Below are 20735 nucleotides of genomic sequence, written 5' to 3'. Positions count from 1 at the left end.
TAAATGTCGGCCTTCTTACCTCCGTCAGGCGGGATAAGTCAGCGCATCCAAGGGATTAAAAACTCATCTTCCACTGCCCCATGATCCCGTGGGTGCGGCTGTTGTTACCCACCTCGCCGTTGTAGCTCACGCCGATGGAGTGCTTGGCCGACAGGTTGAGGTCGAGTCCGGCTTCGACCACCAGGCTGTCGCGATCCTGGGCCACGCCTTTGGTATTGTAGGTGTTGCCGGTCACCTGATGGGTCTGGGTACTGGTGCTGTCGATGGCGCCGTACATATGTTTCCAACCCGCGCTCAGGCGCGGGGCCAGGCTCATCTTGTTGTCCATGTACTTGATACTGGTGGTGCGCAGGCCCAGGGTGGTGCTGAAGTTGTCCTGGGTCTGGGCATCGGCCTTCAGTGCGGCTTCGCCGCCTTTTTCCGTATAACCCTTGCGTGAGTAGCGCTGGTAACCGAGGTTGGCGAAAGGCTCGGCGCTCAGGCTGCCGCTGCCCAGGTTGTAGCCGAGTTCGCCGAAGAGCTGCTGGCTGTTGGCGCCGTAGTCGCCGGTGAGACGGTCCTTGTAGCCGCCGAACTCCACGTTGCGCTGGGTCTTGCCATAGTGCTGGCTGTGGACCGCACCGAGGCGCAAGGCCAGCGGCCCGCTCTGGTGCACGGCGTAGGTGCCGACATGCCAGCTGTCCAGGTCGCCTTCGAAGCGATCGCCTTTATGCTTGGACAGCGATTTCCCGCCCAACAGGCCCATGCGCCATTCATCGTCCAGGGCCCAGTCGACACCCATCACCACGCCTCGGGTGTTCTGTCCGAAGGCCTTCTGGCCCTGCGGTTGATCGAAGCTGCTGGCGTTGTTCAGGGCCTGGACCCACAGGCGACTGTCACCGGGCTTGATCTCCGAGCGTCCTGCCAGCGAGACCTGGCCGGGCGTGTTGCCTTGCGTTGCGAGCATGCCGTTGCCGAGCTGGCGCATGGCCGCGAGGGCGCTGTTGCTCACTTGGCCAGTACCGCTGAGCGTGGCCCGGCCCAGGTTGGCATTGGCCGCCCCGGAAAGCTGCACCCGCGCCTCCCGCTTCGCCACCGGGGTCAGACTGTTCCAGGCTTTGAGCAGTGGCGACTCGACCAGGCGGGGGATTGGCCGGCTGACATTGCCGCCTTGGCCGGCCTTTGGCTCATCCGCCTGGATATTTCGTGGCGGCAAATTGTCGAGCTGAGCTTGTTGGTTCTTCTGCTGTTTTTCGAGTTCGTCGAGGCGTTGCCCGTGTTTGGCGATTTCCTCCAGTTGCTCGGGGCTTAATCCAGCGCCGTCCTGACCTCGTTCGCCTTGTGGTCCCTGAGCCCCAGCCGCGCCATCCTGCCCGCGTTCGCCTTGCGGACCTTGAGGCCCCGTCGCACCATCTTGGCCGCGTTCGCCTTGCGGTCCTTGGGGGCCAGTCGCCCCATTTTGTCCGCGTTCACCTTGCGGTCCCTGAGGACCTGTCGCCCCGTCGTTTCCGCGTTCGCCTTGCGGTCCTTGAGGGCCAATCGCGCCATCCTGTCCGCGTTCGCCTTGCGGACCTTGAGGGCCCGTCGCCCCGTCGTTTCCGCGTTCGCCTTGCGGTCCTTGGGGACCAGCCACGCCATCCTGTCCGCGTTCGCCTTGCGGTCCTTGAGGACCGGTCGCGCCGTCGTTTCCACGTTCGCCTTGCGGCCCTTGAAGACCCGCTGCTCCGTCATTTCCGCGCTCGCCTTGCGGTCCCTGAGGGCCGGTCGCGCCATCCTGTCCGCGTTCGCCTTGTTGTCCTTGAGGTCCCGCCGCGCCGTCGTTTCCACGTTCGCCCTGCGGCCCTTGAGGCCCGGTCGCACCATTCTGTCCGCGTTCGCCCTGCGGCCCTTGAGGCCCGGTCGCACCATTCTGTCCGCGTTCGCCCTGCGGTCCTTGAGGACCGGTCGCGCCATCTTGCCCGCGTTCACCTTGTGGTCCCTGAGAGCCGGTCGCGCCATCCTGCCCACGTTCGCCTCGCGGCCCTTGAGGACCGGTCGCACCGTCGCTTCCGCGCTCGCCTTGCGGTCCTTGGATTCCGGGTGAATCCTTGGGCATGTTGCTGTCAGAGGTGCTGGGGGTATTACATTGCGAACCCGAGCAAGGTACGCTCATGTAATAAGACTCTCTTCCTGAACTATCCTTTTTTATAAGGATCGGTCGAGCCGTGAGCTTCCCATCACGAGTACGGAATTCACCATCGGCGGTCGTTAGATGGGGGGCGCCGGGAATCTGCGAGTACGGCGTTCTGAATACCTTGAAGTGAGTTCCCGGATCTTCTTTCTTCCACTCAGAATCGTTTTTATCGATCTCTTTCCATTTCTGCCCAGGGCTCGGTATTGGCAGTCCTGCTGCATCCAACGGCTCTACAGCGTTACGGGGTGTACCCGCGGCTCTCCACGCAGAGCCATCCTGGTCACGATTGGCATGTGCCTGTTGGGAAAGGGTGCTGATCAACGCCAATGTGACGGCTGTCGAAAGAAGATTCTGTTTGGGGGACATTCCATTTCATCCTCGGAATAAATCGAGGCGGAAATGTATCTATCCATGTAGTCGATAAATGTCGGGCTTTTTACCTGTCTTTTGCGAGATATGTCACCGGTCCGCCGACGATTAGAGGCGCGTTTGTGACTGGGTGGTCTTACGGTGGCTGAGGTGTCAGCCACCGTATTTTCGGACCGAGGGGCACTGCACTTTCAGGTTGTCCGCTTAACCCCGGCACTCGACCAGAGTCTTGATTTGCCCGGTCGCGGTCAGGTTCTCTTCCGACAACCAGCGCTCGAATCCAGCATTCACCGCCGGCCATTCCGAATCGAGGATGCTGTACCACGCCGTGTCGCGATTTTTGCCCTTGACCACCATGTGCTGGCGGAACACGCCTTCGAAGCTGAAGCCCAAGCGCTCGGCCGCCGTACGCGAGCGGGCGTTGTCGTTGTTGCACTTCCACTCCAGGCGGCGGTAGCCCTGGGCGAAGACTTCCTTGGCCAGCAGGTAGACCGCCTCGGTACTTTTTGGCGAGCGCTGCATCGGCGCCCCGAACGTGACGTGGCCGATCTCGATGCGACCCTGCGCCGGGACGATCGACATCAGGCTGAGGATGCCCTGGACTTCACCGCTGGCCTTGTCGACCACGCTGAAAAAATACGGATCGCTATTGGTCGCGTGGTTGCTCAGCCAGTCATTGAAGGCGCTGCGTTCCGGGAAGGGGCCGTAAGGCAGGTAGTCCCAGAGCTTGGGGTCGGCACCGGGGCCCGTCAGGGCTTGCCAGAGATTGTCGCCATGGCGGGCCGGGTCGAGTTTTTCCAGGACGATGAAACGTCCCTCCAGACGCTGGGCCGAAGGTGCCGGCGCGCCTTTCCAGTTTGCTACGGATGTCGACATGACGCTTTCCTCAACGCTTACAACGCTTGGCGAAATTGAATGAAACCGGGGCGCTCGGCAATCCGCTCGTAGAGCTGGATGGCGGTGGCGTTGGTCTCGTGGGTCAGCCAGTGCACTTTACTGCAACCGGCCTCGGCCGCCGTGGCATAGACATGTTCGATCAGCAGTCGTCCCAGTCCGGTTCCGCGCTGGCCTGGGGCCACGAACAGGTCCTGCAGGTAGCAGGAGTCCTGCACGCTCCAGTTCGACCGATGGTAGATGAAATGCACCAGGCCCACGGCCTTGCCATCGCGCCAGGCGAGAGCGGCGTTGGTGGTTTCGGCCGGGTCGAGCAGGCGTTGCCAGGTCGACTGGTAGATCGCGTCCGGCAGCTCGGTGTCGTAGAACTTCAGGTAGGCCTGCCACAGCGGGCGCCAGACGGCTTGGTCGGCGGCGCTGACCGGACGGATTTCGATGGTACTCATGGTGACTCCTTAACGCATCAAGTGGGCGAGGGCCTGGTCCTGGCTGTCGGCGCTGGCCGCCAGCCCTTGTTGTACACCGGCGATGTCGGCGGCGCTGCGGTTCTGGCTGAGCTTGCGTTTGCCTTCCAGGCGCTGGATCGGCAGGGCAAAGCCAACAATCGCCTTGAGCATGCTGTCGATGTACGGCGCCGGGGCGTCGGCGACTTTCCACGGCTTGTCCCGGCCCGCCTCATGCCGGTCGGTCAGGGCGCTGACCAGGTTGAGCAGGCGCTCGGCATCGTCGAACACCTCGGCCTGGCCGTAGGCATGCACGGCCACATAGTTCCAGGTCGGCACGACCTTGCCGTGCTCGGCTTTGGCCGGGTAGAACGCCGGACTGACATAGGCATCGGCCCCCGGGAAGATCACCAGGACTTCGCCGCCCTCGGCCAGTTCCTGCCACTGCGCATTGGCCCGGGCCAGATGGCCGTAGAGCGTGCCATTGGGACCTTGCTCGGGGCGCAGCAGCAGCGGCACGTGGATGGCTTGCAGGCCCAGCTTGCCATGGCTGACCAGTGTCGCCAGGCGAGTGCCCTGAATATGTTGCTGCAGGGTGAGCAGGTCTTGTTCGGAAAAGGCGCTGGGTGTGTACATGAAAATTTTCCTTGGCGAATACCTGCATCCTAGGCAGGCTATTGGTTGGTTGTAAGAGCCATTACTGGCAATTTTCATAGGTCCAATACCATGCGCAGTCCATCGTTGCCCCTGCCGTTCGACCCTGCCGGGATTCAGCTTGACCCGGCCAAGGGGCTCAGTCGCGAGCTTTATCAGGCTTTGCGCCTGCGGGTGCTGGATGGGCGCCTGGCCAGTGGCAGCCGTTTGCCGGCCAGTCGCGACCTGGCGATCGCCCTGGCGATTTCCCGTAACAGCGTGGTACGGGCCTATGACCAGCTGTACGCCGAGGGCTTTATCGAAGGCCGGATCGGTGATGGCACCTACGTCGCGCAACTGCCGGAAAAAGCCCTGCCGATCAAAAAGTTGTCCACAAAACTATCCACAGGGTTTTCAACAGGCTTACCCACAGGGTTATCCACAAAGTCGGGTGAAACCGCTGGGGTTACATCCAGTAAAGTTATCCACAATCTGGCCATGGAGCGCATCGAGAGCAACCCGATGCACAAGCCACCGAGCGGTCCGCCGCGGGCTTTTCGGGTGGGCGTCCCGGCCTTTGACCTGTTTCCCTTTGGCGTTTGGGCCAAGCTGCAGGCGGCTTTCTGGCGCAAACCGGACCTGCAGCTGTTGTGTTATGGCGAGGCCGCGGGGGAAGAGCGCTTGCGGGGCCTGATCGCGGCTTACTTGCGCAGCTCGCGGGGGCTGTCCTGCACGGCTGAGCAAATTGTGATCACCAGTGGCGCACAGCAGGGCATTAGCCTTTGTGCACAGTTGCTGGTGGACCCGGGCGATGGGGTGGCGGTGGAGAACCCCGGGTACCGCGCGGCGCGTTTGGCCTTCGCGGTGGCGGGGGGCCATCTGCATGGCGTGGCGGTGGACAACGAAGGGCTGGATTGCGCCGAACTCGCGCAATTGCAGGACTGCCGGCTGGTCTATGTGACCCCCTCCCACCAATACCCCACCGGCGTGATCATGAGCCTGGCGCGACGCCTGGAGTTGCTGGCCTGGGCCGAGCGCAGCGGCGGCTGGATCGTCGAGGACGATTACGATGGCGAGTACCGCTACAGCGGCGCGCCGTTGGCGCCCTTGGCGGCCCTGGATCGGCAGGGGCGGGTGCTGTATGTCGGTACTTTCGGCAAGATTGCCTTTCCGGCGTTGCGTCTCGGCTATCTGGTGCTGCCGCCGACGCTGGTCGAGGCTTTTTCCCAGCGCCGCGCGCTGGATATGCGGCACTCGGAAGTCAGTACCCAGGCGGTGATGGCCGAGTTCATGGCCGCCGGGCACTTCCAGCGGCATATTCGGCGCATGCGCCGCGCCGCCCTGAGTCGGCGTGACAGCTTGTTGGCCCATTGGCCTGTGGATGTCCCGGGTTGTGGTCATCTGCCGGCGGTGGCGGCGGGGTTGCACCTGACGGTGCCCGTGGCGAGCCTGGCGCGCGAGCGGGAATTGATTGCGCTGGCTTCGAGCGTCGGGGTTGAAATCAGTCCCTTGAGCAGCTACTGGATAACCCAGCCCACGCCGCCCGAAGACCAGCGCGCCGGGTTGGTGTTGGGGTTTGCGGCGGTCCCCGAGGTGGATATCGAGTCGGCGCTGGAACGCTTGCGCAAGGTCTGGAAGCCGTAGTCGCACCGGGTGGTAACCGGTTACCGCAGGCCAGTGCGCGGTCGATGTTTATTTATTCCCTGAGCCCGAAACCAGGATAAATGAACATGTCTTCCCTTCTGCCCGGCACGGCCTTGAGCGAAAGCGAACAGGCGGCGCTGGTCTACACCCTCAGTGACTGTTTTGCCCAACGACCGACCCTGGAAAGCGTAGCGCCCGGCCTGGTCCGCGACATGCTGGAGGACCAATACCCGCTGCTGGGCGAGCGGCTTGCCCAGGCCGCGTTTATCCATCCGGTGCCGGACCCGGGTAAAAGCGATGGCGTGGAATACGGAATCCTGCCCCTGGCGAACCTGTTGATCGAACGCTTCCTGGGCGAGAAGGCGCTGGTTCATCCGGCAGACAGTTACCTGACGCTCTACCCGGGCGCCGAGCATCCACAGCAACTGTCCCTGGCCCTTGCCACGACCGAGACGCTCCTGGATGAGTGGGCGCCGTTGCTGTTGCAGGCGTACAAACAGGCCCTGGTTGATTTCTGGAGTTCGCCGCTGGGCGCGGGTGTCGCGCCCTGGCAGCGGCTGTCCGACTTTATCGCGGCGCAATTGCGCCAGGCCGGCGCCGCGCTGACGGGCGATGAGCGGGACACGGTGCAGGCGCTGCTCGACTACCCCGACCCGCACGCGCGCCGCGCCGCGCTCGGCAATGACTGCACGCAGGTCAGCATTCCGATCAGCGATATTGGCGTTTCCGGGCATTTCCTGACGTTGGTGATGAGCCGTTGGGTCGGCAAGCGCGAGATCGTGTTGCGTTACACATTGTTCGGCGGGATCGAAGCGTTTGATTCCTCGGCCGCGCAGTTGGACGGTCTGTCCGCGGCCTGGGGTGGGAAGGTCCTCAGGATCAGCAACTACCTTCCCGATGCGCATGCCTTCGACGCCCTGGCCGTGAGCCTGCTGATGCTGCAACTGGAGGCCATTGCCAGCCTCAAGCCAGGTGACTATCGCGATCCGACGGCCCTCGAGCATCGTCTGCTCGAGCTGAGCGGGTTGCAGGCGGTGTTCGGGGCCTTCCGTTCCGGCCACGAAGCGAAATTGGGGCAACTACGTGACCTGCTCCCCAAATGGTTGCGCAATGCCTCGTCGTCGAGTCGCACACTCTACGGACGTTACGTGGCCGCGTTGGCGAGCCTGTATCGAGGTCACGCCGGCAAGACGTTTCTCGATGGTATTCCCGACATCCTCACCTTTGCCGGCGAGTCGTTGCAGCGGAGTTTGCGGAAAAAGCATCCAGAGGCGGCGACCCTGTCGGCCAGCGACATCAGCGTGACCCTGACGGCTATCGTGAGTAGCGCGGTAATAATGGGTGATGGTGTCATGCCGGTAGGCTTTTCCGATAAGCCGCAGACCCATGACTACGTCGACCTGGCGCTGAAGAACCTCAAGGCCTTTCCGCTTTCCAATGACGCACAGGTTCACTACCAGGGGCAAACGGCACCGGCCTGGATGACCTATGAAGCGCTGCGCGCGGCGGTGAGCGATGCCGATATCGGCCAGGCCTATCCTGAGGAGCTCAAGCAGAATTTGCAGCGCGACCAGGTCGAGCGCGCACGGCAGCAGCAGCTTTTTACCGACTACCTGCGCGTCCTGTTGCCGATGGTGGCGCTGGAGCTGCAGCTTACCCGGCAACTGACGGAGACCGCCCGTCTTTATGTCGAGGCGGTGGTGACGCAGGATGTCGGTGTTCATGAGGTCCTGGGGCAGCGGATTGTGGCCAGGCCCCTGGCTTTCCTGACGCACTCCGATGCCTCGGCGGACCGGGTGTGCAACATGTTTGTGCTCGGACCGCGGGCGCCGGGCCAGGGCCCACAGGTCTTGTGTTGTCCTGGTGCCGACAGGCCGTTGCGCGAATTTCCGTCACTGGACGGCGTGTTGAGTGCGATCAAGGAGGCGGGCCCCTTGCAGCAGTCGGTCCTCAATGGCCTGGATAGCGCGCGCCGCTCGATTTATGAGAATGGTGGCTTCGAGGAACCGCATCTGGGCCGGGTGATCGTTTCCGATTGGGATATACCCGCTAGCCCTGATCCGGTTTCGCTCGATACCACCGAGCTGTCCGGGTCGTTTGGCGCGGCGCTGTTCGCCGCCACCGTCGAGGTATTGATCGCGCGCGCCGAGATGGACTCCGTGTCCAATGCCGAAGAGCGCTGGAACCGTTTCAGCGATCTGGGATGGGCGCTGTTCAACCTGTCGCTGCCCCTGACACCCGCACCGCTGATCGGCGTCGGGTTGCTCGTGCAATTGGCGTCCAGCCTCAAGACCTTCAGCGATCCGAATGCGTCACCCCCCTGGGTAGCGTTTGCCGATGTCTTGCTCAACCTGGCGGTGGTCCTGGTGTATCACCGCGAACCGCCGAGGGTTGAGGGGCGGGCTACTGGCGGTGTCACGGGTTCCCCAACCCTCATTGACAACGCCGTGTACAAGGAGCCGGCCGCCAGTGTCCCGAGCCAGTTGGTGGTGGCTTCGACCCCCTTGGGAGGGGGGTTGTCGGTCTCCAGGCTGGCCCGGCTTGAAGAGTTCAAGCGGCCCAAGCTCGATCCTCCAGGCACCTTGCTGGCCTCGGGAGAATGGCAAGGCCTGTATCAGCGTGATGAGCTGTTCTATGCCTGTATCGACGACGCCTGGTTTCGCGTGTCGCGCAAACTCGAAGGGGTGGTGATCGTCGATGACCGGTTGCCGTCACTGCAGGGGCCCTGGATCAGGCGCGACGGCGCGGGAGGCTGGCAGTTGGACCGTGGCCTGCGCCTGCTGGGCGGCGCCGGGGAGTTGAGTGTGCGGGCGGCGAAGAAGCTGAAGTCCTTGGAGAAGAAAGCGCGCGACCTGTTGGCGAACCTGCCTGCGGTGCTGGCTGATGCTGATCGCAGCGCGGGTGTCGTGAAATTTCCCCGGGATATACAAGACCTGCTCAGGATCAAGTCGCAGCCTTTTGCCGAACTCCTGGAGGTGCTGAGCGAGTTTACCCGTGGGCTTTCAAAATCACCCCGGTCGCTGATCGCCGAATTGGAGCAAGCCATAGCCACTTTGGCCGAACGGGGTCTGAGTTTGCGGATCGAACTGAGCAAAAAAGGCTTGCCGACAGTGTCCGCGGTCGAATTTCTCAAGGAGCAGAAACAAGTCATCATCCGCAAGCTGGGGGACCGCCGGGATATTTCCCAAGGCAAGGGTGCTGACTTTTTTGAAGAGTATGAGATTCGCGGCAGGGGTGGTGTGCCGACGTGGTATGCGCATTTCCATTACCCGGCGGCGACCACCCCGGCGAAAGCTTTTTCCGCGGCGCACCTCAAGACGTTCGCGCAACGTTCCAAGGGACTCAACTTTCAGATAGCCCAGGCGACGGAGAACGCGAAAGTCGATCCCATCTGGCGCGGCAAGATCGATATCAAGTCGGCAGAGGCGTTATTCCTGGCGCCGAATAGCTGATGGCGGGTAGATACAAGTGGTCCTTGCGAGAGCCGGCTTGTGTGGGAGCGGAGCTTGCCCGCGAAGAGGTCCTTGAGCCGTGCGCTGGCCTTGCGCACGCCATCGTCGGCAAGCCGGGCTCCCACCGATACGCTGTTTCACCGCGAAAGACCGGCAAGCCCCGATTCCTGGGGCGAGCCGAGGGTAACACTCAGGTCCCGGACTTGATCTTGGTCCAGGCCCGCGTGCGTGCCCGTTCGGCCTTCTGCTCCAGCGGCTGCAAGGTGTAGAGCGTCTTCATCGCCGCTTCGGTCGGGTACAGGTTGGGATTGCCGCGGATCGCCGGGTCGACCATCTCGGTGGCGTCCTTGTTCGGGTTCGGATAGCCGACGAAGTCGCTGATCGGCGCGATCACCTGGGGTTGCAGCAGGTAGTTGACAAAGGTGTAGGCATCTTCCGGATCCTTCGCCCCTTTGGGAATCGCCAGCATGTCAAACCAGATCGGCGCGCCTTCCTTGGGCAGGCGCATGTCCACCACCACGCCGTTCTTGGCTTCCTTGGCGCGGTTGGCGGCCTGGGAGAAGCTGCCGGAGTAACCGACGGCCACACAGATGTCGCCGTTGGCGATATCCGCCATGTACTTGGACGAGTGGAAATAGGTGATGTACGGACGGATCTTCAGCAGCAGCGCCTCGGCTTTTTCATAGTCCTTGGGGTTGTTGCTGTTGGGGTTCAGGCCCAGGTGCTGCAAGGCCAGCGGCAGGATCTCCGAGGGCGAATCGAGCAGGGCGACGCCGCACTGCTTGAGCTTGCTGATGTTCTCTTCCTTGAAGATCAGGTCCCAGCTGTCCACCGGCGCCTGGTCGCCCAGCACCGCCTTGACCTTGTCCGGGTTGAAGCCGATCAGGATGGTGCCGTACATGTAGGGCACGGCGAACTTGTTGCTCGGGTCGTTGGCCTCGATCAGCTTCATCAGCTTGGGATCGAGGTGGTTCCAGTTCGGCAACTTGCTGCGATCCAGCGGTTGGAATACCCCGGCTTCGATCTGCTTGGCCAGGAACACGTTGGACGGTACCACCACGTCATAGCCGGAGTTGCCGGTGAGCAGCTTGGCTTCCAGCGCTTCATTGGTGTCGAAGATGTCGTAGACCAGCTTGACCTGGTTGTTCTGGGCCTTGAAATCGTCCAGGGCCTTGGGGGTGATGTAGTCGAACCAGTTGTAGACCCGCAGGGTGCGTTCCTCGGCGTGGGCCGCGGTACCGAGCACGGCGGCGCAGAGGGCTGGGGCAATCAGACGCTTGAGCTTGTTCATTCTTCTAATTCCTCATTGAGCGTATTGGAAACCTTCGAGTACGTTCACGGCATTGATGCCGATTTCTTCTACCGCGTAGCCGCCTTCCATCACGAACAGCGTCGGCTTGCCCAGGCGGGCGATGCGTTCGCCCATGCGCAGATAATCCGGGCTGCCGAGCTTGAACTGGGAAATCGGATCGTCCTTGAAGGTGTCCACGCCCAGGGAAACCACCAGCACATCGGGGGCATAGCGTTCGATCTCGCCGCAGGCCTGTTCCAGCGCTGCGCTCCATTGGTCCCAGGCAGTGCCGGCGGCCAGCGGATAGTTGAAGTTGAAGCCTTCGCCAGCGCCTTCGCCGAGCTCGTCGGCATAACCGAGGAAGAACGGGAACTCGGCTTCCGGGTGGCCGTGGAGCGAGGTGAAGAGCACATCGCTGCGCTCGTAGAAAATCGATTGGGTGCCGTTGCCGTGGTGGTAGTCGACGTCGAGGATCGCGACCTTCTTATGACCCTGATCGAGGAAGGCCTGGGCGGCGATGGCGGCGTTGTTCAGGTAGCAATAACCGCCCATCAGGTCGCTGGCGGCGTGATGTCCCGGCGGACGGCAGAGGGCGAAGGCGCTGCGGGCGCCGCGCTGGATTTCGGCCTGGGCGGTAAGGGCGACCTGGGCCGCGCTATAGGCCGCCTGCCAGGTGCCGGCGGTGATCGGGGCGCCGGCGTCGAAGCTGTAGTAACCGAGTTCGCCGTGCAGGTTCTTCGGGATAACCCGGCGCAGGGTGCGGGCCGGCCAGGTGAAGGGCAGCAGGTCGCCGTCATGGCCTTGTTCGGCCCAGCGGTCCCAGGCGCCCTTGAAGAAGGTCAGGTAGGCCTCGTCGTGCACGCGGCGGATCGGCTCCAGACCGAAGTCCTCCGGTTCGCGCACCGGGCCCAGGGCTTGATGGTGCACGCGGGCCAGCACGTGGTCGGCGCGCGAAGGCATTTCGAAGCAGGGCATCAATTGTCCGTCGATCAGCTCGCAGCGGCCGTGGTGCAGGTGGTGATCGTCCGTATAGACCGTCAGCATTTATTGTTCTCCGATAGCGTGGGCGTGGCGTCATTCTTGATGCCTGGTGCTTTTGGGAGAACGGCGGGAGCGGCCAAAAGGGGATTGATATGGCCAAAAAATGTGTCCTGATTTCGCCCCTGAACGGGGCGTAAGGACCCTTTTTGGGGGCGCAACACGCAGTCCTGGTCGGGCGTTGTTGGCGTGGCCTGGGGGGATTCAGGGGCGGAACTGGCTCGGACTGACCCCACTCCAGCGCACGAAGGCATGGCGGAAGCTGGCGGTTTCGCTGAAGCCCAGTTCATCGGCAATGCGGTGAATCGGTAGCTGACCCTCCCCGAGTAACTGCTTGGCCCGTTCGAAGCGTAACTCGTCGAGCAGCTCCTGATAGCTGCAGCCCAGGTCGTTGAGATGCCGGCGCAGGGTGCGGGCCGAACACTTCATCTGTTCGGCCAGGCCTTCCAGGCCCGGTGCGGTATGCAGTTGCGCGGCGAGCAGGTGACGGATGCGTCCCAGCCAGGCCTGGCGACCGGTGAATTCCAGGTTGTGCTTGCGGCAGCGCTCGGCCATGGCCTGGTGGGTAATGGCGTCCGCCAGGGGCAGGGGTTGCTCCAGCCAGTGTGGGTCGAAGGCGAACGCATTACTGCTGGCCGAGAACTGTAACGGGCAGTCGAAGCTGTCGTTGTAGTCGGCCTGGTAGTCCGGCGCCTCGTGCTCGAAGCGTGCTGCCAGCAAGGGGAGTGGGTGTCCGAGCAGGTCGTCGCAGATGACTTTCAGCGAGGCCAGGCACAGCTCGGCGTTGAACACCGCCAACTGCGGACTTTCCCGATAGTCCGCGGCGGTGAACCAGATCCGTTCGCCGTCGGTTTCCAGGCTCAGTTCGAACAGTGTTCCCAATAGCGCCGGATAGCGCAGGGCCAGGCGCAAAGCGTCACCGAAGGTGGCACTGGTGAGCAGGGCATAGCCGAGGATGCCGTAGGCCGACACATGCATGCGCCGGCCCAGTTCCAGGCCGATTTCCCGGCGCAGGGCCACGGCATTGGCGCACACCTGCATTTCCTGGTTGGTGGTGATACGGGTGTCGGCGCGGCTCAGGTCGGCGGCGCTGATACCGCTGCCGGCCAGGAGCGCGTCGCTGGCAAAGCCCTTGTCGCGGAAGGTGTTGAGCACCAGGGAAACCGCATTGAGGGTGGTGAGGTGGGAGTGGAGCATGCTCGATGCCGTCCTTGGGGGGTAGGGGAGTCGAGCAAGTTGTGTGCCGCCGGCTGATAAATGCAGAGCGGCCCCTTCGGTGTTCTGGGTGTGGAAGAGTTTGAGGGGGGGGATGTGGGAGCGGAGCTTGCCCGCGAAGAACGATAACGCGGTATCTCTGAAAAACCGCGGCGTCTTCTTCGCGGGCAAGCTCCGCTCCCACACAGGCTCCAGGCTCCGCACCCACAAAAGCTAGGAGGGGGCGTTTCAGGCCGGGGTCGGCTGCGACCCGGCCAGCAACGCATCGACCACCGCCCGGGCCATTTCCACCGAATGGATCATCGACCAGATCAGCCCTCGCTCGACGCCGCTGCCGTATTCGGTGATTTCATCGGAGACTTCTTCGGCGCAGCGCAACATCAGCGAGACATGGATCAGCGCCTGCTCGGCACTGATGCCTTCCTGCACGTTGAACAGCGAGAGGTGACGGCCGTCGTTGACACTGCCCGGGCGGGCGGCGGTTTCTTTCAGGGCGGCCAGCAACGGCGGTTGGTAACGCTGGCTGTTGAGCACCTGCAAGAGGTCGGCGTTGGCTTTCTTGAGAATGGCGGTGATCCGGGCGCGGGCGGCTCTGCTGGGCGGATCGGGGATTAGCTTGTCCATGATGTAACTCCTATTGGCGCATGGGAGCCGACACCAATCGCTGCTAAACGATGGGGGTGGCAGCTGTACGCGGGTTAGCAGACCGGCCAATAGGAAACCGGCGCACCCTAAGGTGCCCCACGCACAGCCACCATAAACCTGGGGGCATTAAAAACGCCGGCCATGAAAAATGGAGGCGTTGTGCGCCTATTGGACACGAGCTGCTAAACCCGTTCACTGCAATGGGGCAGTGACGAACGAAGACTAGTCACGTGGCTGGACAGGCGCAAGGCGTTGGGATTTTCTAGGAAATGTCGCTCAAGAAAAAGCGATTTGTCTGGTATGGGTGCCGTTCAGTGACGGAAATTTGCAGTCGCGCGCGGTCTTGTGGCAAGCCCTAATGCTGTTCAGTTAAGGGGGATGGGACATTAAAAACGTCACTTAACCTGTGGGAGCGGTGCTTGCCCGCGAAGCTTTTAGCGGTCTCAAGGGCCTCTTCGCGAGCAAGCTCTGCTCCCACAAGGACCGTGTTCGGCCTTAGCTGAACGGCATTAGGGCAAGCCCGCTCACCACAAGTCTCGGCCAGGCTGAAGTCCGTGTGAGGCTTCTACATCAGCTCAATTCACCACACAGATCCAACTCGACCAGGCGACGCACCTCAGCCTGCTCCAGACCCGCCCCCAGCAAAGCATGCAGCTTGCCGAACACCGCTTCACGGGTCATGCCGCCGCCGGACAGCACGCCGACACCGCGCAAACGGCTGCCAGCCTCGTACACATCCAGCTCGACGCCACCTTCATGGCACTGGGTGACCGCCACCACCACGACCCCATTGTCCCGCGCCCGCTCAAGGCTGGCGAGAAACGCCGGGTTGTCGCTCGGCCCGGTACCACTGCCGAAGCACTCCAGCACCAATGCCTGGACGCCGCTGTCGATCATGCCGTCCAATTGCGCGGCGCCGATGCCCGGGACCAGCGGCAACACGCCGACGCTCGCCAGTTGCTTGCCCTGACGGTAATCCAGCTGGGCCGGCAGAGCTTCCACCTTGGCCCCGCCACCGCTGCGGTTCAACGCCGCAAACGGATGCCGGCCAAAGCTGCGAATCTTCGCGCAACGGGTCGGCGAGAGCATTTCACCGTGGAAGTGCAGGTGCACCCCCGGCGCCAGGCCCTGGCCCAAGGCGAGCAGCGCGCCGCAGACGTTCTCCCAGGCATCACTGTCCGGCACGCCCGCCGGCAGCATCGAGCCGGTAAACACCAGCGGAACCGGCAAGCCCAGCAACTGGAAGCTCATGGCCGCCGCGCTATACGCCAGGGTATCGGTGCCATGCAGCACCAGCACGCTGTCACACTGCTGCGCGTCCACCGCCTCGACCACCGCCGCGCGCAGGCGCTGCCAATACTCGGGGGTCATGTTGGCGCTGTCGATCAGCGGTGCCATCTCGCGAAAACGCCAGTCCGGCACGCTCAGGCCGGGCTGGCCGGCGAGCTGTTCGCGCATCCGCGCTTCGAAACCGGAAGCCGGGGCCAGGCCGTTGGCGCTGGCCTGCATACCGATGGTGCCGCCGGTGTAGAGCACCATGACGTGCTGCGCGGCAGGATAAGAGGCGGAAGTCATTGATGGTTCTCCTGGACGAATGCACCTTGCGCCGCAGCATGCCTGCGTGCGCAAGGTGTGTCACGTCAAGTGGCAGGGCGCCACTCGTTGATCTCTGTCGCGGCGGACGGCAGGGCACCGTCCGGTGGGGCGATCAGCGTTGCGTGGCAGGTACGCCTTGGACAGCATCTTGCTCGCGTGGCGCTACTTGACTCGGGGTTGGCCAGGCCTGGAGGTCCAGGTCCAGATCAGCGAACTTGCTCGAGTCGAACACTGGCTGGCCGACGCCGGCGCGGCGTTGTTCGTCGTAGTCGCGCATCACGCGCAGGCCGATCTTGAACAGCATGGCCAGGGCGATCAGGTTGACGAAAGCCAGGCAGGTCATGGTGATGTCGGCGAAGGCGAACACGGTCGACAGATTCTGCACCGAACCCCATACGATCAGTGCCAGCACCAGGGCGCGGTACACCATCAACACGACGCGGTTGCGGGTCAGGAACTGCAGGCTGGTTTCACCCAGGTAGTAGTTGTAGAGGATGCAGGTGAAGACGAACAGCGACAGGGCGACGCTGACGAACAGTCGGCCCCAGTCACCGACCACGGCGGCCAGGGAGTTCTGGGTCAGGACGATGCCGTCACCTTCGAAGCCAGGGGTGTAGAAGCCCGACAGCAGGATCAGCAGTGCGGTGCAGGTGCAGATCACGAAGGTGTCGAGGAACACGCTGAACGCCTGGACCACGCCCTGGGCGCCCGGATGCTTCACGGCGGCCACGGCGGCGACGTTGGGCGCGCTGCCCAGACCGGCTTCGTTGGCGAACACGCCACGTTTCACACCCATGACGATGGCGCTGCCGAGCAGGCCGCCGAACGCAGGGTCAAGGCCGAAGGCGCTCTTGAAGATGGTTTCCAGCATGGCCGGCACGTGTTCGATCTGGCTGAAGATCACGTACAGGGTGACACCGATGTAGGCCAGGGTCTTGACCGGAACCAGCAGGTCGGAAACCGAAGCGATACGCTTGATGCCGCCGAGGAAGACGATCGCCAGCAGGACGGCCAGGGCGATGCCGGTGTGGTTCGGCGAGAAGCCGAAGGCGTTCTGCAGCGAGTGGGTGACGGTGTACGACTGCAGGCCGTTGAAGGCGAAGCCGTAGGTGACCAGCAGCAGAATGGAGAACACCACCGCCATGCCTTTGAGCTTCAGGCCGTGCTGGATGTAGTAAGCCGGGCCGCCGCGGTACAGGCCGTCGCCATCGGCGCGCTTGTAGACCTGGGCCAGGGTGCATTCGAAGAAGCTGCTGGACATGCCCACCAGTGCGGTGACCCACATCCAGAACACGGCGCCCGGGCCGCCGAGGGTCACGGCGATGCCGACACCGGCGATGTTACCGGCGCCAACACGGCCGGCGAGGCTCAGCATCAGGGCTTGGAACGAGCTCAGTTGGCCTGCTTGACCGCGAAGGGACTCTTTGAAGACCGTGAACATGTGACGGAAATGGCGGAACTGGACGAACCGCGAACGGATCGTGAAGTAGCTACCGAGCCCGACAATGAGCACGATCAGTAATTTCCCTGAGAGGAAGTCGTTGATGACCTCAAGCATGGAGTGGTTCCTCGCTGTTTTTGATGCAAAGGCGGCTCGTTTGAAATATCGCGTTACACCCGATGACACTGGGCAGTGTGGGCTGGCGATACTTCATCCCGAGCTTTCGCGGGTTGTTTTTAGTGTTGTTTCGCGTGTTTCAGTGCCGCTGTACCGCGGATCGCTTACGCGAAGAGGGGCGGCACTATACCGATGAGCACCGCAGTCGTCTGTACCGGTTTGTAGGACAGACGACGAAGCGCAGGGTATTTCTTGTGAGGGCAGGGCCGAGGTAGAGCCTTCTTCCCACTTCCAGTTGTAAAAAAAAGGGCCTGAAGAGTGACCTTCAGGCCCTCAAAAGGTGAGAGGTGTCTAGTCCCTCGACCTGGTGAGCGTGTTGCAATCCGGCACTGAAGGTCAGGCCTTCAGTGGAACCAGACGCGGAGCAATCATGTTTTCCGGGCGCAGGATGTCAGCGAGCATGGCGTCGTCGAGCAAGCCTTCTTCGCGCACCAGTTCCAGTACGCCACGGCCACTTTCCAGGGCGATGCGGGCGATCCGGGTAGCGTTTTCATAGCCGATGTAGGGGTTCAGCGCGGTGACCAGGCCGATGGAATGTTCCACCAGTTCGCGGCAGCGTGCTTCGTTGGCGGTGATGCCGACGATGCAGTGTTCGCGCAGCATGTCCATGGCGCGTTGCAGCAGGCGGATCGAGTCGAAGATCTTGAAGGCGATCAGCGGTTCCATCACGTTCAGTTGCAGTTGGCCGCCTTCGGCCGCGATGGTCAGGGCCAGGTCGTTGCCGATGATCTGGAACGCCACCTGGTTGACCGCTTCCGGGATCACCGGGTTGACCTTGCCGGGCATGATCGAGCTGCCCGGCTGGCGTGCCGGCAGGTTGATTTCGTTGATCCCGGTGCGCGGGCCGCTGGACAGCAGGCGCAGGTCGTTGCAGATCTTCGACAGCTTGACCGCGGTGCGCTTGAGCATGCCGGAGAACAGCACGAAGGCACCCATGTCGGAGGTGGCTTCGATCAGGTCGGCGGCCGGTACCAGCGGCTGGCCGCTGATGGTTGCCAGGCGGTCGACCGCCAGTTGCTGGTAACGCGGGTCGGCGTTGATACCGGTGCCGATGGCGGTGCCGCCCAGGTTGACTTCGGTCAGCAGTTCCGGAGCCAGGGTCTTCAGGCGGGCCAGGTCTTCGCTCAGGGTGGTGGCGAAGGCGCGGAATTCCTGGCCGAGGGTCATCGGCACAGCGTCTTGCAGCTGGGTACGGCCCATTTTCAGGACGTGGCTGAACTCTTGACCCTTGGCGGCGAAAGCCTGGATCAGGCTGTCGAGGCTGGCGAGCAGGGCGTCGTGGCCCAGCAGCAGACCCAGGCGGATGGCCGTCGGGTAGGCGTCGTTGGTCGACTGCGCCATGTTCACGTCGTTGTTCGGGTGCAGGTACTGGTATTCGCCCTTGCTGTGGCCCATGGCCTCCAGCGCGATGTTGGCGATGACTTCGTTGGCATTCATGTTGGTCGAAGTGCCAGCGCCGCCTTGAATCATGTCGACCACGAACTGTTCGTGGAAGTCGCCGCGGACCAGTCGGGCACAAGCTTCGCTGATGGCCGCGTGTTTGGCTTCGGTCAGGTGACCGAGCTCGCGGTTGGCGTCAGCGGCGGCCTGCTTGACCATGGCCAGGGCCACGACCAGTTTCGGGTAGTGCGAGATCGGGACGCCGGAGAGACGGAAGTTGTGTACCGCTCGCAGGGTCTGGATGCCGTAATACGCGTCGCCGGGTACGTCGAGTACGCCAAGCAGGTCTTTTTCTGTGCGGAAAGATGCAGCGGAGGACATGATAGAAATCATCTCGATAAGAACCCGGTCGGTGCCGGAACGTTGGTAATGCTAGGCTTGAGGGAATTTTTGGGCCAATGCTGTTCAGCACTGCCCTATGCACAAACGGCATAATGTGGATGTGACGCGTTGTGTATGACGGACGTGTGAACCAAAATGGTGCGCATGGTGGGAGGCGCCGATGAATCTCGAAAGCAAATGGTTGGAAGATTTCAGTGCCCTGGCGGCGACCCGCAGCTTTTCCCAGGCGGCCGAGCGGCGTTTCGTCACGCAGCCGGCGTTCAGTCGACGGATCCGCAGCCTGGAGTCGGCGCTGGGGCTGACCCTGGTCAACCGCTCGCGCACGCCCATCGAACTGACGGCGGCGGGGCAGTTGTTCCTGGTGACGGCGCGCACGGTGGTCGAGCAGTTGGGCGAGGTGGTGCGCCACTTGCATCACCTGGAAGGCGGGCAGGGCGAAGTCATGCAAGTGGCGGCGGCGCACTCCCTGGCGTTGGGCTTCTTTCCGCGCTGGATCGCGCAGTTGCGTAATGAAGGACTGAATATCGCCACGCGGCTGGTGGCGACCAACGTGGGTGACGCGGTGCACGCGTTGCGCGAGGGCGGTTGTGACCTGATGTTGGCGTTTTATGACCCGGATGCGGCGTTGCAGATGGACGCGGAGATCTTTCCGTCGCTGCACCTGGGGCAGACCGAGATGTTGCCGGTGTGTGCCACGGGGCCGGATGGCCAGCCGCTGTTCGACCTGGAGGGCGAGGTGAGCGTGCCATTGCTGGCGTATAGCGCGGGGGCGTTTCTCGGGCGTTCGGTGAACCTGTTGTTGCGCCAGCGTAATCTGCGCTTTACCACGATCTATGAAACCGCGATGGCCGACAGTTTGAAGAGCATGGCGCTTGAAGGGCTGGGCATTGCCTGGGTGCCGCACCTCAGTGTCCGGGCCGAGTTGGCGCGGGGCGAACTGGTGGTGTGCGGCGGGCCGCAATGGCATGTGCCGCTGGAGATTCGCCTGTATCGCTGTGCGCTGGTGCGCAAGGCCAACGTGCGTTTGTTGTGGCGCAAGCTTGAAGGCGCGGCGGCGCAGGCACCGGGTTCTATCTGAACGCTGAATAACCTGTGGGAACCGGCTTGCCGGCGGGCTGTTGTGGGAGCGGAGCTTGCCCGCGAAGAAGACGGCGCGGTCTTTCAGATACACCGCGTCATCGTTCTTCGCGGGCAAGCTCCGCTCCCACACAAGAGCTCCGTTCCCACAATGAGGTTGTGGTGTTTTTGGATTGACCTGAAAGTCAGGTAAACCGGCCTTTAGCGGCTGAAATCCGGCAAACGACAGATGGTCGGTAAAGGTGCGTTTAACCCACTTTTTTCGGTATACTGCGCGGCCTTCGGCCGGCTTGCCCGGCCCCGATTCGTATGACAAGCCACGCCGGTCTCCCGCGTGGCTTGTTGTTTTTTGACGCGCCCGCGGGCGCCCAAGAGAAGAGGCACGACGATGAGTGCACTGGTTGGCGTGATCATGGGCTCCAAGTCCGATTGGTCCACCCTTAGCCACACCGCCGATATGCTGGAAAAGCTCGGCATCCCCTACGAGGTGAAAGTGGTCTCGGCCCACCGCACCCCGGACCTGCTCTTCCAGTACGCCGAAGAAGCCGAGTCCCGTGGGATCGAGGTGATCATCGCCGGTGCCGGCGGTGCGGCGCACCTGCCAGGCATGTGCGCGGCCAAGACCCACTTGCCGGTGCTAGGCGTGCCGGTGCAGTCGGCGATGCTCTCGGGCGTCGACTCGCTGCTGTCGATCGTGCAGATGCCGGCCGGTATTCCGGTCGCGACCCTGGCCATCGGCAAGGCCGGCGCGATCAATGCCGCGCTGCTCTCGGCGAGTATCCTGGGCGCCAAGCACCCGCATTTCCACGCCGTGCTGAAGAAATTCCGTGCAGAACAGACAGACAGCGTGCTGGACAATCCAGACCCACGCGTCGCCTGAGGTTGA

At 62.8% G+C, this 20735-nt stretch carries 16 protein-coding genes; 4 read left to right on the top strand and 12 right to left on the bottom strand.

The window, feature by feature from the left end; genetic code table 11:
- Window positions 1-55: 55 nt before the first annotated feature.
- From AC07T0_RS05460 to AC07T0_RS05440, 5 genes are all read right to left on the bottom strand, one after another.
- Window positions 56-1195 (bottom strand): autotransporter outer membrane beta-barrel domain-containing protein, encoded by a 1140-nt coding sequence (locus AC07T0_RS05460; RefSeq protein ID WP_495000202.1) that lies wholly within the window; start codon window positions 1193-1195, stop codon window positions 56-58.
- Between the two features lie 92 nt (window positions 1196-1287).
- Window positions 1288-1947: a hypothetical protein gene (locus AC07T0_RS05455; RefSeq protein ID WP_495000201.1), complete on the bottom strand. Its 660-nt coding sequence runs from the start codon at window positions 1945-1947 to the stop codon at window positions 1288-1290.
- A gap of 778 nt (window positions 1948-2725) precedes the next feature.
- The gene (locus tag AC07T0_RS05450) at window positions 2726-3397 is read right to left on the bottom strand and encodes a GNAT family N-acetyltransferase (protein WP_495000200.1); all 672 of its coding nucleotides are present in this window, start codon (window positions 3395-3397) and stop codon (window positions 2726-2728) included.
- Between the two features lie 17 nt (window positions 3398-3414).
- The gene (locus tag AC07T0_RS05445; RefSeq protein ID WP_495000199.1) at window positions 3415-3861 is read right to left on the bottom strand and encodes a GNAT family N-acetyltransferase; all 447 of its coding nucleotides are present in this window, start codon (window positions 3859-3861) and stop codon (window positions 3415-3417) included.
- A 9-nt stretch (window positions 3862-3870) separates the two neighbouring features.
- Complete coding sequence (locus AC07T0_RS05440; RefSeq protein ID WP_495000198.1) at window positions 3871-4494, bottom strand: FMN-binding negative transcriptional regulator; 624 nt, start codon at window positions 4492-4494, stop codon at window positions 3871-3873.
- A 90-nt stretch (window positions 4495-4584) separates the two neighbouring features.
- Between AC07T0_RS05440 and pdxR the strand changes: the two genes are divergently transcribed.
- Together pdxR and AC07T0_RS05430 are read left to right on the top strand one after the other, a co-directional pair.
- Window positions 4585-6135 carry a MocR-like pyridoxine biosynthesis transcription factor PdxR gene (gene pdxR, locus AC07T0_RS05435; RefSeq protein WP_495000197.1) on the top strand — a complete coding sequence of 517 codons (1551 nt, stop codon included), beginning with the start codon at window positions 4585-4587 and terminating at the stop codon, window positions 6133-6135.
- A gap of 86 nt (window positions 6136-6221) precedes the next feature.
- Window positions 6222-9587, top strand: coding sequence for a dermonecrotic toxin domain-containing protein (locus AC07T0_RS05430; protein WP_495000196.1), 3366 nt, complete (start codon window positions 6222-6224; stop codon window positions 9585-9587).
- A 190-nt stretch (window positions 9588-9777) separates the two neighbouring features.
- Here the strand turns inward: AC07T0_RS05430 and AC07T0_RS05425 are convergent, their stop codons facing one another.
- The 7 genes from AC07T0_RS05425 to aspA form a co-directional block, all read right to left on the bottom strand.
- Window positions 9778-10878, bottom strand: coding sequence for a polyamine ABC transporter substrate-binding protein (locus AC07T0_RS05425; protein ID WP_495000195.1), 1101 nt, complete (start codon window positions 10876-10878; stop codon window positions 9778-9780).
- Between the two features lie 12 nt (window positions 10879-10890).
- A complete protein-coding gene (locus AC07T0_RS05420) occupies window positions 10891-11922 on the bottom strand; it encodes a histone deacetylase family protein (protein ID WP_495000194.1) in 1032 nt (343 codons plus the stop codon).
- 198 nt (window positions 11923-12120) lie between these two features.
- Entirely contained in the window at window positions 12121-13113 is a 993-nt protein-coding gene (locus AC07T0_RS05415; protein ID WP_495000193.1) for an AraC family transcriptional regulator, read from the bottom strand.
- Between the two features lie 246 nt (window positions 13114-13359).
- On the bottom strand, window positions 13360-13755 hold the full coding sequence (locus tag AC07T0_RS05410; protein ID WP_495000192.1) for a hypothetical protein: 396 nt from the start codon (window positions 13753-13755) through the stop codon (window positions 13360-13362).
- A 591-nt stretch (window positions 13756-14346) separates the two neighbouring features.
- Window positions 14347-15351 carry an asparaginase gene (locus AC07T0_RS05405; RefSeq protein WP_495000191.1) on the bottom strand — a complete coding sequence of 335 codons (1005 nt, stop codon included), beginning with the start codon at window positions 15349-15351 and terminating at the stop codon, window positions 14347-14349.
- 133 nt (window positions 15352-15484) lie between these two features.
- Window positions 15485-16930: an alanine/glycine:cation symporter family protein gene (locus tag AC07T0_RS05400; protein WP_495000190.1), complete on the bottom strand. Its 1446-nt coding sequence runs from the start codon at window positions 16928-16930 to the stop codon at window positions 15485-15487.
- 396 nt (window positions 16931-17326) lie between these two features.
- Window positions 17327-18751: an aspartate ammonia-lyase gene (aspA, locus tag AC07T0_RS05395; RefSeq protein ID WP_495000189.1), complete on the bottom strand. Its 1425-nt coding sequence runs from the start codon at window positions 18749-18751 to the stop codon at window positions 17327-17329.
- Between the two features lie 181 nt (window positions 18752-18932).
- Between aspA and AC07T0_RS05390 the strand changes: the two genes are divergently transcribed.
- Both AC07T0_RS05390 and purE read left to right on the top strand, forming a co-directional pair.
- Window positions 18933-19850: a LysR substrate-binding domain-containing protein gene (locus tag AC07T0_RS05390; protein WP_495000188.1), complete on the top strand. Its 918-nt coding sequence runs from the start codon at window positions 18933-18935 to the stop codon at window positions 19848-19850.
- A 387-nt stretch (window positions 19851-20237) separates the two neighbouring features.
- On the top strand, window positions 20238-20729 hold the full coding sequence (purE, locus tag AC07T0_RS05385) for a 5-(carboxyamino)imidazole ribonucleotide mutase (protein WP_121135587.1): 492 nt from the start codon (window positions 20238-20240) through the stop codon (window positions 20727-20729).
- Window positions 20730-20735: the final 6 nt, after the last annotated feature.

It is taken from the genome of Pseudomonas sp. GW821-FHT04D07 (assembly GCF_059420225.1).
Note: the sequence above shows the minus strand (reverse complement) of the source record. Positions and strands in the feature narration are given on the sequence as shown.